Raw genomic sequence first — 15,210 nt, 5'->3', positions numbered from 1 at the left:
TAGGGCAGGGCAGATGGGGGAGGGGGAGGAACAACGGCACAACAACAACGGGTGACAGCCGCTGGCGTGGCAACGGCAGCGGCGGCATCCGGGGACATCGGTCTCACGTGATGCGGTCGGCGGCCTCGGCCAGCAGGCGCCATGCCTTCAGCACGGCGTGCAGTTCATCCATGGAAAGCGCGCCGAACACGTCCTGACGCAGGTCGATCAACTGATCTTCAAGTTCCTGCACCAGCGCGTGGCCGGCCTCGGTCAGCCACAGCAGGTTGGCGCGACGGTCGCTTGCATCACTTTCACGGCGGACCAGGTCGCTGGCACAGAGCTTGTCCAGCAGGCGTACCAGCGAGGGGCCCTCCATGCCCAACTGCTGGGCCAGGGCGACCTGGCGGATGCCGCCGCCGGAGCGGCCGATCATCAGCAGGGGCATGGTGCAGGCGGTGGAGATCCCGTAGCTGCCCAGTCGGCTGTCGGCCAGGCGCTGCCACTGCCGCCCTGCATACAGCAGGCCGGAGCTGAGCTGCATCTGCAGCACGGTGCGCTCGTCGAGGGGGCGGTCCATAGATAGATAGGATACTACTAATTTCATTCCTATCAATAGGTTTGTCTGAATGGGCGCCCCATTGCGGTAGCGCCGGGCCATGCCCGGCGGGCTCTGTGGACGGGGCACCATGCCGCTCGCCGGGCACGGCCCGGCGCTACCGCAGCTCGTTCCGGAGTCATGAGCATCGGCCTGCGACCCCGACTGTCGGCGCGCGATGAACCGTCCCCACGGGACGACCCACCCCCCGGTCAGGTACGATGCTCGCCCCCCGTTCGGGACGCTGTACGCAATGAGCAAGAACAACGAAAAGGCCGCCCCGCAGGGCGACGTGACCCAGGACCAGGCCGAGGATGCCGTGCGCACCCTGCTGCGCTGGGCCGGAGAGGACCCGTCCCGCGAAGGCCTTCTGGACACCCCCCGCCGCGTCGCCGAAGCCTACGGCGACTGGTTCAGCGGTTACCGCGATGACCCGCGCGCCTACATGGAGCGGACCTTCGAGGAAGTCGCCGGTTACGACGAACTGATCGTCCTGCGTGACATCGAGTACGAGAGCCACTGCGAGCACCACATGGCGCCGATCATCGGCCGCGTGCATGTCGGCTACCTGCCGGCCGGCAAGGTGGTGGGCATCAGCAAGCTGGCGCGCGTCGTCGAGGCCTATGCCCGCCGTTTCCAGGTGCAGGAAAAGATGACCGCGCAGATCGCCCAGTGCATCCAGGATGTGCTGCAGCCGATCGGCGTCGGCGTGGTCGTCGAAGGGGCCCACGAGTGCATGACCACCCGCGGCATCCACAAGCGTGGCGTCAGCATGGTCACCTCCAAGATGCTCGGCAGCTTCCGCGACGATGCGCGTACCCGCGCCGAGTTCCTGCGCTTCATCGAAGTGGGCGGCAAGCGCTGAGCCGCTTCTCCCCGCACCGCCGGCCCATGGTGGCCGGCCTGCCCACGGCTGTCCCCGCGACGGCCGTGCGTGGCTGCCCGCAGCCGCCTGTCTTTCCCAATCCTCTCGCTGCATGAAGCATCGCGAACGCATCTCCCGCTACCGCCACCTGCGCGAACAGCCCCAATGGAAGCTGCTTGCCGCCGACCATGCGCCCGAAATCATCGGTCTGCTGCAGAGCCTGCTGATGGACGGCGAACGCACCTTGCCGTCCTCGGTGCTCAACGAGCGCCTGCAGCGCGCGCTGGACCAGCTCAATGGGGACGAACTGGCCCGTGACCTGCCGCGCACGGCGCAGGCCTACATCGCACACTGGCTGTCCCAGGGCTGGCTGGAGCGGCGGTTGCCCGAGGGTGCCGACCAGGAGCAGTACGAACTGTCGACCCAGGCCCTGCAGGCGATCCGCTTCGCCGACAGCCTCGAGCAGGCGCGCGTGGCCGCCACCGAGAGCCGCCTGGCACTGGTCATCGAACAGCTCTCGCAGCTGGCTGCACAGACCGAATCCGACCCCGACGCACGCCTGTCTGCGCTGCGCGACGAGCGCGACCGCATCGACGCCGAGATCGCGCGGGTCAGCGCCGGTCGTGTGGTCGCCCTGGACGGCAAGCGTGCACTGGAGCGTGCCCGCCAGATCATCGGTCTCGCCGACGAGCTGACCGAAGACTTCCGCCGGGTGCGCGACGGCTTCGAGCAGCTCAACCGGGAGTTCCGCGAGCGCATCATCGATGACGAAGGCGAACGTGGCGATGTGCTGTCGCAGCTGTTCGAGGGCGTGGACGTGATCGGCGAAAGCGATGCCGGCCGCAGCTTCCAGGCATTCTGGCGCCTGCTCAATGATGCCGAGCAGAGCGCGCAGCTCGATGCCGCGCTGGAAGCCGTGCTGGCACGCGGCTTTGCACGCCGCCTGGACCGCAACGAGCGCAACTTCCTGCGCAGCTTCACCAGCACCATGCTTGAACGCGGCGGCCAGGTACACGATGTCCTGCAGAATTTCGCGCGCAGCCTGCGCGGCTTCGTGCAGAGCCGCGGCTATCTTGAACAGCGTCGCCTCAATCAGCTGCTCAAGCAGGCCCAGTCCGAAGCGCTGGCCCTGCGCGACGAGTTCCCGGCCCAGCGCACGATCGGTCGTGACCTGCAGTTGACGACCAGCCGGCTGCGTTCGTGGTCGCAGTGGAAACTGCACGACCCCCGCAGCGCCCAGGTCGATGGCAATGTCGAGTACAACGACGCGGCCAGCATCAGCCTGGAGAGCGTCGGTGATCTGGTGGCCTCGTCCGAAATCGATTTCCGCACCCTGCGCCGCGACCTGCACGACCTGCTCGATGCACAGCCGCGGCTCAGCATCGCCCAGGCGCTGTCGCAGCGCGAAGCGCCGCAGGGCCTGGGCAGCGTCATCGGCTACCTGTCGCTGGGCACGCGCTTCGGCAGCGTAGTCGCTGGCGAACAGGAGCTCGCCGAATGGCGTGGCGGCGACGGCCAACTGCGCCGCGCACGTATCCCGCTGGTTTGGTTCACCCAGGAGAGACGCCATGAGCTGGCATGAAGACCCCATCGAAGCACCGTCTGCCGACCAGGCCGAGGACGCCTACGAGGCCGAGCCGGCGATGCTCGAAGCGCAGCCACGGCACGGCAACAGCGTGTACTACCTGGGTGATACCGGCCGCCTGCCGCTGGATGCCCGGCGCGCGCTGTGCCAGCTGCTGATCGGTCCCAGCATCGACCAGCTGCGCCACGCCAAGCTGTGGCCGGCACTGGTCCGCAGCGAGGCGGGCATCCGTTCAGCGCTGTCCGACCTGTTCCTGGAACTGGTGCTCGACCGCGAAAGCGGTGTGGCATTCACCCGCCAGGCCGACACCGAAGACGTCGATGCACCGGTACTACTGCGGACCTCGCCGCTGACCTTCATTGACTCGGTGCTGTTGTTGTTCCTGCGCCAGCAGCTGGCTGAGGCCGACGCGCGCGGCAACCGCGCGGTGGTCGCCGACGCCGAGATGGCCGAAGCACTGGCCATCTACGAGAAGAACCTGTCCACCGACCGCGCCGGCTTCAATCGCCGCGTTGCATCGGCCGTGCAGAAAATGAAGGACAACCACATCCTGACCCGTCTGAGCGGCCAGGACGACCGCCACGAAGTCTCGCCGGCGCTGAAGCTGCTGTTCTCCGCCGAAGACGTGTCCCAGCTTTCGGCAGTGTACCGCCAGCTGCGCGAAACCCCGGCCGCCGAAGCCTGAGAGACCCGAACACCGCATGGCCATTTCCAAGCACACCCCCGCCCTGTTCAATGAAGGCCTGCCGGACCCGCGCCTGCAGCAGTTCCGCATGCGCCGCCTGCAGGTGCACAACTGGGGCACCTTCAACGGCCTGACCGAAGTGCCGATCGCCGAGCGCGGCTTCCTGTTTGTCGGCCGTTCCGGCTCGGGCAAGTCGACCCTGCTCGATGCCATGTCCGCGCTGCTGACGCCGCCGGCCATCGTCGACTTCAACGCGGCTGCACGCGAAGCCGAGCGCAGTGGCCGCGACCGCAACCTGGTGTCCTACGTGCGTGGCGCGTGGGCCGACCAGCAGGACAGTGGCACCGGCGAGATTGCCACCCAGTACCTGCGCAAGGGTGCGACCTGGACCGCACTGGTGCTGGAGTACCGCGCCGGCGACGGCCGCGTGGTCAGCCTGGTGCGCCTGTTGTGGATCTCCGGCAACGGCACCTCGGCCGGCGACGTGCGCAAGCACTACATGATCGCCGAGCGTCCGTTCGACATCGCCAAGGATCTGGGCGGCTTCGATCTGGACCTGCGCAAGCTCAAGCAGAAGCTGGCCGACGTCCACCACTTCGACACCTTCTCCGGCTATGCCGAGCGCTTCCGCGACCTGCTCGGCATCGACAACGAGATGGCGCTGCGCCTGCTGCACAAGACGCAATCGGCGAAGAACCTGGGTGATCTCAACGTCTTCCTGCGCGACTTCATGCTCGACACGCCGAAGACGTTCGACGCCGCCGAGCGCCTGGTGAGCGATTTCGCCGAGCTTGACGGGGCCCATCAGGCGGTCGTCACCGCCCGTCGCCAGGTGGAGACGCTGTTGCCGGCGCGCGCCTATTACGCCGATCTGAAGGAAATGCACCGGCAGCGCGGTGACGACGAGGCGCTCAAGCTGGGCGTCGACAGTTTCCGCGAGAGCCGCCGCCAGGCGCTGATCGAAGCGCGCCTGCGCGAAATGGACGTGCGTGACCGCGGCCTGCTCGGGGAAGAGGCGCAGCGCCGCGCTGCGCTGGACAACCACAGCGAACGCCTGGCCGAGCTGGAACTGCAGCGGCGTCAGCAAGGCGGCGAGCGCATCGAAGAGCTGGAGCGCGAGCAGGGCCGCGCCGAAGCCGAGCGCGATCGCCGCAAGGCCAAGCGCGACCAGGCGCAGGAAGCCGCACGGAAACTGCAGGCCGAACTGCCCGACGATGCCCATGGCTTCGCCGAACTGGTGGAGCGTGCGCAGAACGAACTGCAGGATCGCCAGCGCGCTTCGGCCTCGCTGGACGATGCCATCAGCGAGCGCCTCGGTGGCAAGCGTGATGACGAGCGTCGCTTCGCTGAAGTACGCCTCGAACTTGACGCGATGCAGCGCACGCCCTCCAACATTCCGGCGCCGATGCAGAAGCTGCGTGCACGGTTGGCGGAAGAGACCGGCATTTCCGAAGTGGCGTTGCCTTTCGTCGGCGAGCTGATCCAGGTCCGCTCCGAGGAACAGGGCTGGCAGGGTGCGATCGAACGCGTGCTGGGTGGCTTCGCGCTGTCGCTGCTGGTTGACGACAAGCACTACAACGCGGTTGCCGACTGGGTGAACCGCACCCACCTCGGCATGCGCTTCACCTACTACCGCGTGCGCCGCAACGACGAGGCGTTCGCCCGCGAACCGTCGGCGAAATCGCTGCTGCACAAGCTGGAGCTGCGCGACCACGTGTTCGAGAGCTGGCTGCGACGCGAGCTGGGCAAGCGATTCGACTACGAATGCGTGGATGCCAGACAGCTGCGCAACGTCGACCGCGGCATCACCCGCGAAGGCCAGGTCAAGCATCCGGGCGACCGCTTCGAGAAGGACGACCGCAGTGCCGTGGGCGACCGCCGTCGCTGGATTCTCGGTTTCAACAATCACGACAAGGTCGGTGCGTTCGAACGTGAGGCGCAGGAACTGGCCAAGCGCATCGCCAGCTGCGAGACCGATATCGCGAGCCTGCGTGGCCAGCGCGATCGTGACAACGAGCGCCGCCTGGCCTGCCACGAGCTCGCGGGTATCCAATGGAACGAGATCGACGTCGCCGCGCCCCAGCAGCGCCTGACCGACATCGAAGCCAGCCTGCGCGACCTGCGCGAAGGCAATGCCGACCTGGCCAGGCTGGCACAGCAGATCGACGCCGTGCGCGCCGACATCGAGCAGGCCCGCCGCACCTATGAGGATGTCCGTGTCGAGCGCGGCCAGCTGGTCCGGGAACGTGACCGCCTCGACCGCGCGCGCCAGCAGAGCCGCGCGCTGGTGCTGCCAACGCTGGCCGAAGCGCAGGAGAGCGGCCTGGCAGAGCGGTTGCAGCAACAGGGCCCGCTCAGCCTGGAAACGCTGGAAGCGCACATGCGCCAGGTCAGCAACGCGCTGAACGAACAGCTGTCGTCCTCGCAGCAGGACCTGAACCGTATCGAGAACCAGCTGGTGGGCTGCTTCCGCCGCTTCATCCAGCAGTGGCCGGAAGAATCCGGCGACTTCACCGCATCGGTGGCGTCGGCCGAGGACTTCCTCGCCCGCCTCGACCGTCTCGAACGCGATGGCCTGCCGCAGCATGAGGAACGCTTCTTCGATCTGCTGCAGAACCAGAGCAAGAACAACCTGCTGGCCCTGCAGCGCCACAGCGCCGAGGCCCGCAAGTCGATCGGCCAGCGCCTGGACGAAGTCAACGCCAGCCTGGAGCAGGTGCCGTTCAACCGGGGCACCCTGCTGACCATCGAATTGAGCGACCGCCGGCTGCCGGAAGTGCTGGAGTTCCAGCTGCAGCTGCGCGAAGTGCTGTCGCAGCAGCAGACCGAGCAGCGTGAACTGGCGGAGTCGCAGTTCACCGTGCTGCGCCAGCTGGTCAACCGCCTGGGTTCGCAGGAAGGTGAGGACAAGCGCTGGCGCGAGCTGGTCCTGGACGTGCGCATGCACGTGGAGTTCATCGGCGTCGAACTCGATGCGGAAACGCGCCAGCAGGTCGAAATCTACCGCAGCGGCGCCGGCAAGTCCGGTGGCCAGCGGCAGAAGCTCGCCACCACCTGCCTGGCCGCAGCGCTGCGTTACCAGCTCGGCGGTGCTGACAGCCAGCTGCCCAGTTACGCGGCGGTCGTGCTCGACGAGGCCTTCGACAAGGCCGACAACGAGTTCACCGCGCTGGCGATGAACATCTTCGACAACTTCGGTTTCCAGATGGTGGTCGCCACGCCGCTGAAGTCGGTGATGACCCTGGAGCCCTTCATCGGTGGTGCCTGCTTCGTCGAGATCAGTGGCCGCCACGATTCGGGCGTGCTGCTGATCGAGTACGACGAAGAAGGAAGGCGCCTGAAGCTGCCCGAGCGCAGCCGCCAGCAGGCCAATGAACCGGAGGAAGCCGAAGCCTGACCGCCTCGGGCAATCCACCTGTAGAGCCGAGCCATGCTCGGCTGCTCTTCGCGACCTGAAACAACGTGCCAACCAAGGTTGGCACCTACCATTTCATAACGTCCCTCACGAACCGCCGAACGTATCCCAGCCCATCCGCGCGATCAGCACCACCACCAGGCCCACGAACAGTTTACGGATGAACGGCGTGCCGCCTTTCAGTGCCAGCCGCGTGCCGACCACCGAACCGATGATGTTGGCCGTGGCCATCGGCAGCGCGAACAACCACAGGATGTTGCCGGTCGGCACGAAGAACGAGATCGCCGCCATGTTCGTCGCCAGGTTCACGACCTTCGATGCGGCCGACGCACGCAGGAAGTCCAGGCCGAAGAAGCGCACGAACAGGAAGATCAGGAAGCTGCCGGTGCCCGGCCCGAAGAATCCATCGTAGAAGCCGATCGCAGCGCCGATCACCAGCGCGATAGTCAGCTCGCGCCGGCCGATCTCCTGTGGCCGGTGCAGCGCGCCGAAATCCTTCTTCCACAGGGTGTAGGCCAGCATCGCCACCAGCAGCACCAGCACCAGTGGCCGCACGGCATCCTTGGGCAGCAGGCTCACCGCCGTAGCCCCGGCGAACGAGAACACGAATGCCGTGCCCGCGGCGAACAGTACCGGCTTCCAGGGGAACCGCACGTTGCGTGCATAGCGCCACGCCGCCGCCGCCGTGCCGAACATCGAACTGAACTTGTTGGTACCGAACAGCATCGCCGGCGTCTGCTGGGGCAGCACGGTGAACAGGCCGGGCAGCTGTACCAGTCCCCCTCCACCCACGGCAGCATCGACCAGGCCGGCAATGAAGGCGATCACCACCAGCCACCACAACTCGGGGGGAACCAGTTCCAGCACGGGGATCATTCAATGTGGGGGCGCGACAGCATACGCCTATCGCCGATGGATGCCCGACGTGACTCGAGCGACAATACCCCCATGAGCCGAAACCCTGCCGATTCCTGCCCCTGTGGCCTCGCCACGGGCTACGCCGACTGCTGCGGCCGCTTCCATGCCGGCGAGCCCGCACCGGACGCCGAGCGCCTGATGCGCTCGCGCTACAGCGCGTACGTGCGTGGTCTGGCCGACTACCTGCGGGCCACCTGGCATCCGGCCACCCGTCCCGCCGAACTGTCACTGGACGAGGCGCCCGGCCAGCGGACGCACTGGCTTGGCCTGACCGTCCACGAGCACCAGGTGAATGGGCCCGACCATGCCGAAGTGCGATTCACCGCCCGCTACCGGGTGGGCGGCGGCAGTGCGGTGAAAATGAACGAGCGCAGCCGGTTCGAGCGCATCGACGGACGCTGGTACTACCTCGACGCGATCTGAACCGGTTACGCGACGGCATCGATGTGAACGGCGCGATGTCACGCCATGACGTTGCGCTCACCCGCACCGCTGGATGCTGGCTGCATGGACAGCGCTACCGTCGCCGTCGCTGCTCCGCAGCGTGAACTCGCCCACCGCTATGCGCAGACGCGCGCCCGCAGCGTGCTGCTGGCCGAACCGCTCAGTGCCGAAGATGCCATGCTGCAGAGCATGGCGGACGCCAGCCCGAGCAAATGGCATCTGGCGCACACCACGTGGTTCTTCGACCGCTTCGTGCTGGCCGGTCTATCTGGCGCACCGGCATGTGACCCCGCGTGGGACTACCTGTTCAACAGCTACTACAAGAGTATTGGACCGGCGCATGCCAGGCCGCAGCGTGGCCTGCTCTCGCGCCCGTCGCTTCAGCAGGTACTCGATTACCGGCAGCAGGTCGATGCACACCTCCTGACGCGTCTCCGCGATGGCGATCTTGACGATGAAGCCCTGCAGCATCTCCAGCTGGGCCTGCAGCACGAGCAGCAGCACCAGGAGCTGCTGCTGACCGACATCAAGCACGCGCTCTGGTGCAATCCGCTGCATCCGCCCTACCGCCAGGACCTGCGCGCCGCCGTCAGCGCAGCCAGTCCGCTGGGCTGGATCGAATCTCCCGAGCGCATCGTCACCGTCGGCGCACCGGCATGGCCACAGCACGCTACCTTCGCCTACGACAACGAATCGCCACCGCATCGCGTGCTGTTGCCGGCCCACATGCTGGCTGATCGACCGGTCTGCAACGCGGAGTACCGGGACTTCGTCGAAGCCGGCGGTTACCGCGATCCGCGCTGGTGGCTCAGTGAGGGCTGGGCTCTGCGCGAAAGCGAGGACTGGCAGCATCCCCTCTATTGGGATGACGCCCTCCAGCGCGAATACACGCTCGGCGGCTGGCGTGACCTCGACGCGCATGCGCCGGTGTGCCATCTCAGCTACTACGAAGCCGATGCGTATGCCCGCTGGGCCGGTGCGCGCCTGCCCAGCGAATTCGAGTGGGAGGCCGCCGCGACGTCGCAGCCGATCGCCGGCCATTTCGCCGAGGACGATCATCTGCATCCTGCTGCAGCACAGGGCAGGGGACTGCGGCAGCTGTTCGGCGACGTCTGGGAATGGACCGGCAGCGCCTATGGCGCGTACCCCGGTTTCCGTCCGTTCGCCGGCAATCTGGGTGAGTACAACGGCAAGTTCATGTGCGGGCAGTGGGTCCTGCGCGGCGGCAGCTGTGCCACCCCGCGCGGGCATGTGCGCGCCAGCTACCGCAACTTCTTCATGCCACCTGCGCGCTGGCAGTTCTCCGGCCTGCGCCTGGCGAGGGATCTGCCGTGAGCACCGTACAGGATGCGCTGCAGGCGCTGACCGATCTGACGCCCAGCCGCGAGCAGATCCTCGCCGACACACTGGCCGGACTGTCGCGCACTGCGCGCCAGCTGCCGTCGAAGTACTTCTATGATGCGCGCGGTTCACGCCTGTTCGAACAGATCACCCACACGCCGGAGTACTACCCCACGCGCACCGAGCTGGCCCTGTTGAATCGGGTGCTGCCGGATATCGCACGCGTGATGGGCCCGCGCCTGCACGTGGTCGAGCTGGGCAGCGGCAGTGGTCGCAAGACCGCGCTGTTGCTGGCCGCGCTGCAGGATCTCGTGGCCTACACCCCCATCGAGATCTCCCGGGCGGCGCTGCTGTCGAGCATCGATCACCTCGCTCCCGCGCTTCCCGACGTGGAAATGCTGCCGGTCTGCGCTGACTTCACCCGTCCGGTGGACGTGCCCGCACCGGAGCGCGAGCCCGCGCGGCGCCTGCTGTTCTTCCCGGGGTCCACGCTTGGCAACTTCGCCAGCGAGGACGCCCTCGCCCTGCTGCGGGCCATGCGTCAGACCATGGGTGACCACGGCCTGGCCCTGATCGGCATCGACCTGCACAAGGACCCCGCGCTGATCGAAGCCGCCTACAACGACGCCGAAGGCATCACTGCGGCATTCACCCTCAACCTGCTCGTCCGCCTCAACCGTGAGGTGGGCAGCGACTTCGATCTGGACGGCTTCCGCCACCGTGCCCGTTACAGCACCGAACGTCTGCGTATCGAGACCGATCTGGTCAGCCAGCGGGCGCAGGACGTCCACCTCGATGGCCGCACCTTCCACTTCGAGGCCGGTGAGGCGATCCGCGTCGAGTACAGCCACAAGTACACCGATGACGGCTTTGATGCGCTGGTGCGGCAGGCCGGCCTGCAGGTTGCGCAGCGCTGGGACGCTGACAGTCCAGCTTACGGCCTGCGGCTGCTGCGTACGCTCTAGAGAGGCCAACGGCCGGCAACTGCTTCAGCATCGCCGGTCGCTCAGCCTCTAGTATGGTGTCAGCACCGGCAACACGGAGGACGCCATGCCCACCCTGACCGCACTCGGCCTGGCCGCGGCACTGGCCGCGCCGTCAACGGCGCCCGACCTGACCCCGCCCGATCCCGCGTTCACCCGGTGTCTGGCACAGCTGCAGGCAACGGCAGCTACCCAGGGCATTGCCGCAGACCGCTTCGGTGCGATCACCGCCGACCTGCGTCCTGATCCCAGCGTGCTCGGCTTGCTGGATGCGCAGCCCGAATTCTCCACCCCGATCTGGGACTACCTGGCTGCACTGGTGGACCGCCAGCGCGTCGACGATGGACGGGCCATGCTGCAGCAGCACCGCGACCTGCTTGATCGCATCGCCGCGCAGTATGGCGTCGATCCGGTCACCATCGTCGCCGTCTGGGGCGTGGAGAGCGACTATGGCCGTGTATTCGGCAAGCGTCCGCTGCTGCAGTCGCTGGCGACGCTGTCCTGCGCCGGCCGGCGGCAGGCGTTCTTCCGTGGCGAACTGCTGGCCCTGCTCACGCTGATCGATCGCGGTGATCTGCAGGCTCAAGGTCTGACCGGGTCCTGGGCCGGCGCGTTCGGCCATACGCAGTTCATGCCCAGCACCTACGCACGCATCGCCGTCGACGGCGATGGCGACGGTCGCCGTGACCTGGTCGGCAGCATTCCCGACGCACTGGCGTCTACCGCCAACTACCTCAAGCGCGCCGGCTGGCGCACGGGAGAACCGTGGGGCATGGAGGTGCGTGTTGCCGACGGCTTCAATACCAGCCTGGCCGGCCGTACCCAACGCCGGTCACTGGCTGAATGGCGTACGCAGGGCGTGACAGCGCTGGACGGCAGCGCGCTGGCTCCGGCGGGTCTGGCTGCCGGCGCGCGGGCGGCACTGCTGCTGCCCGCCGGCATCAAGGGGCCGGCCCTGCTGGTGTTCCGCAACTACGATGCGATCTACAGCTACAACGCCGCCGAAAGCTATGCGCTGGCGATCGCGACGCTGGCTGATCGCCTGCGCGGCGGCAGCGGCCTGGCCACCGCCTGGCCGACCGATGACCCCGGGCTGGGCCGTGATGAGCGCCGTCAGCTGCAGACCCTGCTGCTGGCGCGGGGGCATGATATCGGTACCGCTGATGGCATGATCGGCACAGCCAGCCGCCGGGCGATCCAGGCCGAACAGCGCCGCCTGGGATGGAGCACGGCCGATGGACGAGCCGGCCAACGCATCCTGCGCGCGCTGCAGAGCGCGCAGCCGCCTGCGGTGGCCTCCACCCGCTTCACGCTTCCCAGCAACTACAGTGCCGTGCAGTCGCCGGCCATACGGAGTCGATCCAACGTGCAACAGATCCAGGGCGTACGCAGTGGCCAGTTCCAGGGGCTTGATGCCTGGCTGGTGGAAACCCCCCAGGCCACCGCAGCCATCAGTGTGTTCGGCGGCCAGCTGCTCTCCTTCGTACCCAAGGGGCAGCCCGATCTGCTCTGGCTTTCGCCACGCCGTGCCGCATTGCCGACCCCCATCCGCGGCGGCAGCCCGGTGTGCTGGCCGTATTTCGGGCGACAGGGGCAAGGCGACGATGTGCCCGCGCATGGTTTCGTGCGCACCCTGCCGTGGGAGCTGAAGGAGGCCCGCCGGCTGGACGACGGCAGCATCGAACTCGTATTGGCTCCCCCTGCATTGGACAACCTCGCTCTGCGCCTGGCCATGACCGTGCGCATCGGCCGTGAACTACGGCAGCAGCTGGTGACCGACAATCCCGGCACCGCGCCGGTGACGATCACCCAGGCGCTGCACAACTACTTCCGCGTGGGCGATGCCAGCAAGGTCGAAGTCGATGGCGTGGACGGGCTGGAGTATCTGGACAAGTTCGAGAACTATGCACAGGCGCGGCGCCAGCAGGGCCCGTGGTCCCTGCGCGATCCGCGCGACCCGGGTCGCAGTGACCGCATCTATACCGGGGCAGGTGGCCACTACGTCCTGCGCGATCCGGTGCTGAAGCGTCGCATCACGATCCGTACCGAAGGCAGCCGCTCGCTGGTGGCCTGGAATCCTGGCGCGGAAGCGGCAGCGAAGATGGCCGACGTGGGCGACGGCTGGCGCGATTACGTCTGCCTGGAAGCGGCCAATGCCGGGCCCGACGTGATCACCATCGCACCGGCCGGTCGCCACGTGCTGGTACAGACCTTGTCCAGCTCGCCACTGTGAGTGGACATCCCGCCACGGATGGCAATCCCTACGCTGCACCGGTTGCCGGCGATGCGCCGTCGAGCCTGGACGCCGCAATGGCGGTCTATGACCGTCATCCACGGCTCGCCCGCGTGGTGGCCGACAACTTCGCTGTCTATGCCGAGTTGTGGCGGCTGCGTCGGGATCCGCCGGGCTGGCCGCGTCCCTGGAACTGGGCCGCGTTCCTGTTCGACTTCAAGTGGCTGCTGTACCGGCGTATGTACGGCATGGCGGTGGCCTACGTCCTGATCAGCATGGTGGGGGGTGCCGCCATCGTGCTGGCCGGAATGGACGACGCGGCGATATGGGGGTTGACGTTGGCCTTGAAGATCGCAGTGTCACTGGCGGCCAATGCGCTGTATCTGCGCCGCTGCAGGGCGGTGATCGCCCGCGCCGAAGCCGCCGGCGCGGGTGACGGCGCACGCGTCGAGGCCTATATCGACCGGCGCAGCGGCGTCAGCCGGCTGGCCCTGGGCCTGGGCATCGTGTTCAGCGTCGCACTGCAGGCGTTGGACCTCTTCGGCGGCGCCTAGCTGCGGGGCTCACGTGGCCGCAGGACCAGCAGGCACAGCGCGCCAGCGACCAGCCCCCAAAAGGCGGAACCGATACCGGCCAGCGACATCCCCGACGCAGTGACCAGGAAGGTGACCAGTGCCGCCTCGCGGTCGCGCTCCACCGCCAGTGCGCTGGCGAGGCTGTTGCCGATGGTGCCGAACAGTGCGATGCCAGCCACGCAGGCCACCAGCTCCCGCGGGAACGCGGCGAACAGTGCGGCCACGGTGGCGCCGAACAGGCCGATGACGATGTAGAACACACCTGCCGCCATCGCCGCGGTGTAGCGCCGGGCAGGATCCTCATGGGCATCGCGGCCCATGCAGATGGCTGCGGTGATCGCGGCCAGGTTCAGCGCATAGGCACCGAAGGGGGCCAGTACCGTGTTGACCACGCCGATCCAGCCGATCAGCGGCGATACCGGGGCGTCGTAGCCGGAGGCGCGCATCACGGCGACGCCGGGAATGTTCTGCGAGGCCATGGTCACCACGAACAGGGGCAGGGCGATGCCTGCCACGGCAGTCCACGACAGGGAAGGTGTCACCCACTGCGGGACCGCCAGCTGCAACTGCAGCTGCTGCGCGTGCAGCAGACCGCGGCTGGCCGCGACCGCGATGCCAACCAGCAGGGTCGCGATCACGGCGTAACGCGGGAACAGGCGCCGGCCAGCCAGCCAGGTCGCGAACATCGCCAGGGCAAGTACCCTCTGGCTGTCCATTGCGACGAACACATCCAGGCCGAAGCGCAACAGCACACCGGCCAGCATGCCCGCCGCCAGCGCCATCGGCACACGTTGCATGAGCCTGGCGAAGATGCCGGAGAAACCGGCCAGCATTGCCAATGCCGCAGCAAGCAGGAACGCGCCGGTCGCCTCCGAGAGCGAAGCGCCGCCGGCGCCCACCACCAGCATCGCGGCGCCGGGCGTCGACCACGCGGTGACCACCGGTACCCGATAGCGAAGTGACAGCCCGATGCAGGTCACGCCCATGCCCAGTCCCAGCGCCCACATCCAGGATGCGATATGGGCCTGATCGGCACCGACCGCCTGCGCGGCCTGGAACACGATCACCGCCGAACTGGCGAAGCCCACCAGTACGGTGATGAAGCCGGCGACGATCGCCGGCATCGATAGATCCCGCCACCATCCGTGGCGCACCTGCGTACTCATTGCCTGCTCTCCCGTGTGCATCCCTGCATTGATAGCGCCTGCGGCGTTGCCCGCGCAACGCGCGGGCGACGCCGCAGGGAACATTGAGTGCACGCACCAGCCGGTACAAGCGCCAGCGCTGTCATTGTCCTGAAAGAAAGTGGTTGACGAATCCGGCAGGATCTCTAGAATTCGCTCCCTCGCTGCAGCGCGATGCTTCCCCGGAAGCAGCACGCAGAAGCGACGCCACGCCAGCGGACGAGATGATCGAACGAGGGTGTTGACGGACTCGAAAAGTCCGTCATAATAGGCGGCTCGCAACGACGAAAGCCCCTCGGGGCCAACGACGAAGCAGTTCCGGCAACAACGTCCACCCCGGTGCGACGGCCTTGAAAAAGGTGTTGACGAAGCGGAAAAGCCGGCTATATGGGCGGCTCGCTACGA

12 protein-coding genes are annotated in these 15,210 nt (G+C 67.3%); 9 read left to right on the top strand and 3 right to left on the bottom strand.

Annotated features, from left to right (window positions below):
- Positions 1-103: 103 nt before the first annotated feature.
- Positions 104-559 (bottom strand): MarR family winged helix-turn-helix transcriptional regulator, encoded by a 456-nt coding sequence (locus ACZLIF_RS20265; protein ID WP_053517258.1) that lies wholly within the window; start codon positions 557-559, stop codon positions 104-106.
- A gap of 271 nt (positions 560-830) precedes the next feature.
- Here ACZLIF_RS20265 and folE point away from each other — a divergent pair, with 271 nt between their 5' ends.
- From folE to ACZLIF_RS20245, 4 genes are all read left to right on the top strand, one after another.
- Complete coding sequence (folE, locus tag ACZLIF_RS20260) at positions 831-1,442, top strand: GTP cyclohydrolase I FolE (RefSeq protein WP_004141296.1); 612 nt, start codon at positions 831-833, stop codon at positions 1,440-1,442.
- Between the two features lie 112 nt (positions 1,443-1,554).
- On the top strand, positions 1,555-3,024 hold the full coding sequence (locus ACZLIF_RS20255) for a DUF3375 domain-containing protein (protein WP_053520046.1): 1,470 nt from the start codon (positions 1,555-1,557) through the stop codon (positions 3,022-3,024).
- Positions 3,011-3,712 carry a DUF4194 domain-containing protein gene (locus ACZLIF_RS20250; RefSeq protein WP_128987801.1) on the top strand — a complete coding sequence of 234 codons (702 nt, stop codon included), beginning with the start codon at positions 3,011-3,013 and terminating at the stop codon, positions 3,710-3,712. Before ACZLIF_RS20255 ends, ACZLIF_RS20250 begins: the two co-directional genes overlap by 14 nt.
- Before the next feature lie 16 nt (positions 3,713-3,728).
- Positions 3,729-7,109 (top strand): ATP-binding protein, encoded by a 3,381-nt coding sequence (locus tag ACZLIF_RS20245; RefSeq protein ID WP_065176260.1) that lies wholly within the window; start codon positions 3,729-3,731, stop codon positions 7,107-7,109.
- Positions 7,110-7,214: 105 nt separating this feature from the next.
- Here ACZLIF_RS20245 and ACZLIF_RS20240 read toward each other — a convergent pair whose 3' ends face one another.
- Complete coding sequence (locus ACZLIF_RS20240; RefSeq protein WP_128987800.1) at positions 7,215-7,994, bottom strand: sulfite exporter TauE/SafE family protein; 780 nt, start codon at positions 7,992-7,994, stop codon at positions 7,215-7,217.
- Between the two features lie 81 nt (positions 7,995-8,075).
- On the opposite strand from ACZLIF_RS20240, the gene ACZLIF_RS20235 reads away from it, so the two are divergent.
- The 5 genes from ACZLIF_RS20235 to ACZLIF_RS20215 all read left to right on the top strand — a co-directional run bounded on the left by ACZLIF_RS20235 (position 8,076) and on the right by ACZLIF_RS20215 (position 13,600).
- Positions 8,076-8,468: a YchJ family metal-binding protein gene (locus ACZLIF_RS20235; protein ID WP_065182154.1), complete on the top strand. Its 393-nt coding sequence runs from the start codon at positions 8,076-8,078 to the stop codon at positions 8,466-8,468.
- Positions 8,469-8,552: 84 nt separating this feature from the next.
- Positions 8,553-9,824: an ergothioneine biosynthesis protein EgtB gene (gene egtB, locus ACZLIF_RS20230; protein ID WP_128987799.1), complete on the top strand. Its 1,272-nt coding sequence runs from the start codon at positions 8,553-8,555 to the stop codon at positions 9,822-9,824.
- On the top strand, positions 9,821-10,795 hold the full coding sequence (gene egtD, locus ACZLIF_RS20225) for an L-histidine N(alpha)-methyltransferase (RefSeq protein ID WP_128987798.1): 975 nt from the start codon (positions 9,821-9,823) through the stop codon (positions 10,793-10,795). Before egtB ends, egtD begins: the two co-directional genes overlap by 4 nt.
- 85 nt (positions 10,796-10,880) lie before the next feature.
- On the top strand, positions 10,881-13,046 hold the full coding sequence (locus tag ACZLIF_RS20220) for a lytic murein transglycosylase (RefSeq protein ID WP_128987797.1): 2,166 nt from the start codon (positions 10,881-10,883) through the stop codon (positions 13,044-13,046).
- Positions 13,043-13,600, top strand: coding sequence for a DUF2628 domain-containing protein (locus ACZLIF_RS20215; RefSeq protein WP_128987796.1), 558 nt, complete (start codon positions 13,043-13,045; stop codon positions 13,598-13,600). The genes ACZLIF_RS20220 and ACZLIF_RS20215 overlap by 4 nt, the downstream gene beginning before the upstream one ends.
- On the opposite strand, the gene ACZLIF_RS20210 is transcribed toward ACZLIF_RS20215, so the two are convergent.
- On the bottom strand, positions 13,597-14,787 hold the full coding sequence (locus ACZLIF_RS20210; RefSeq protein WP_128987795.1) for a benzoate/H(+) symporter BenE family transporter: 1,191 nt from the start codon (positions 14,785-14,787) through the stop codon (positions 13,597-13,599). The two genes, ACZLIF_RS20215 and ACZLIF_RS20210, sit on opposite strands and share 4 nt — an antisense overlap.
- Positions 14,788-15,210 lie beyond the last annotated feature (423 nt).

Source organism: Stenotrophomonas sp. 2201_Sma (genome assembly GCF_056486685.1).
This window is presented reverse-complemented; position numbering and strand designations above follow the sequence as displayed.

What these genes read in the sequence shown, in the direction of transcription:
- ACZLIF_RS20265 (WP_053517258.1), bottom strand. Translation starts at nt 559, where the DNA reads ATGGACCGCCCCCTCGACGAGCGCACCGTGCTGCAGATGCAGCTCAGC.
- folE (WP_004141296.1), top strand. Translation starts at nt 831, where the DNA reads ATGAGCAAGAACAACGAAAAGGCCGCCCCGCAGGGCGACGTGACCCAG.
- ACZLIF_RS20255 (WP_053520046.1), top strand. Translation starts at nt 1,555, where the DNA reads ATGAAGCATCGCGAACGCATCTCCCGCTACCGCCACCTGCGCGAACAG.
- ACZLIF_RS20250 (WP_128987801.1), top strand. Translation starts at nt 3,011, where the DNA reads ATGAGCTGGCATGAAGACCCCATCGAAGCACCGTCTGCCGACCAGGCC.
- ACZLIF_RS20245 (WP_065176260.1), top strand. Translation starts at nt 3,729, where the DNA reads ATGGCCATTTCCAAGCACACCCCCGCCCTGTTCAATGAAGGCCTGCCG.
- ACZLIF_RS20235 (WP_065182154.1), top strand. Translation starts at nt 8,076, where the DNA reads ATGAGCCGAAACCCTGCCGATTCCTGCCCCTGTGGCCTCGCCACGGGC.
- egtB (WP_128987799.1), top strand. Translation starts at nt 8,553, where the DNA reads ATGGACAGCGCTACCGTCGCCGTCGCTGCTCCGCAGCGTGAACTCGCC.
- ACZLIF_RS20220 (WP_128987797.1), top strand. Translation starts at nt 10,881, where the DNA reads ATGCCCACCCTGACCGCACTCGGCCTGGCCGCGGCACTGGCCGCGCCG.
- ACZLIF_RS20210 (WP_128987795.1), bottom strand. Translation starts at nt 14,787, where the DNA reads ATGAGTACGCAGGTGCGCCACGGATGGTGGCGGGATCTATCGATGCCG.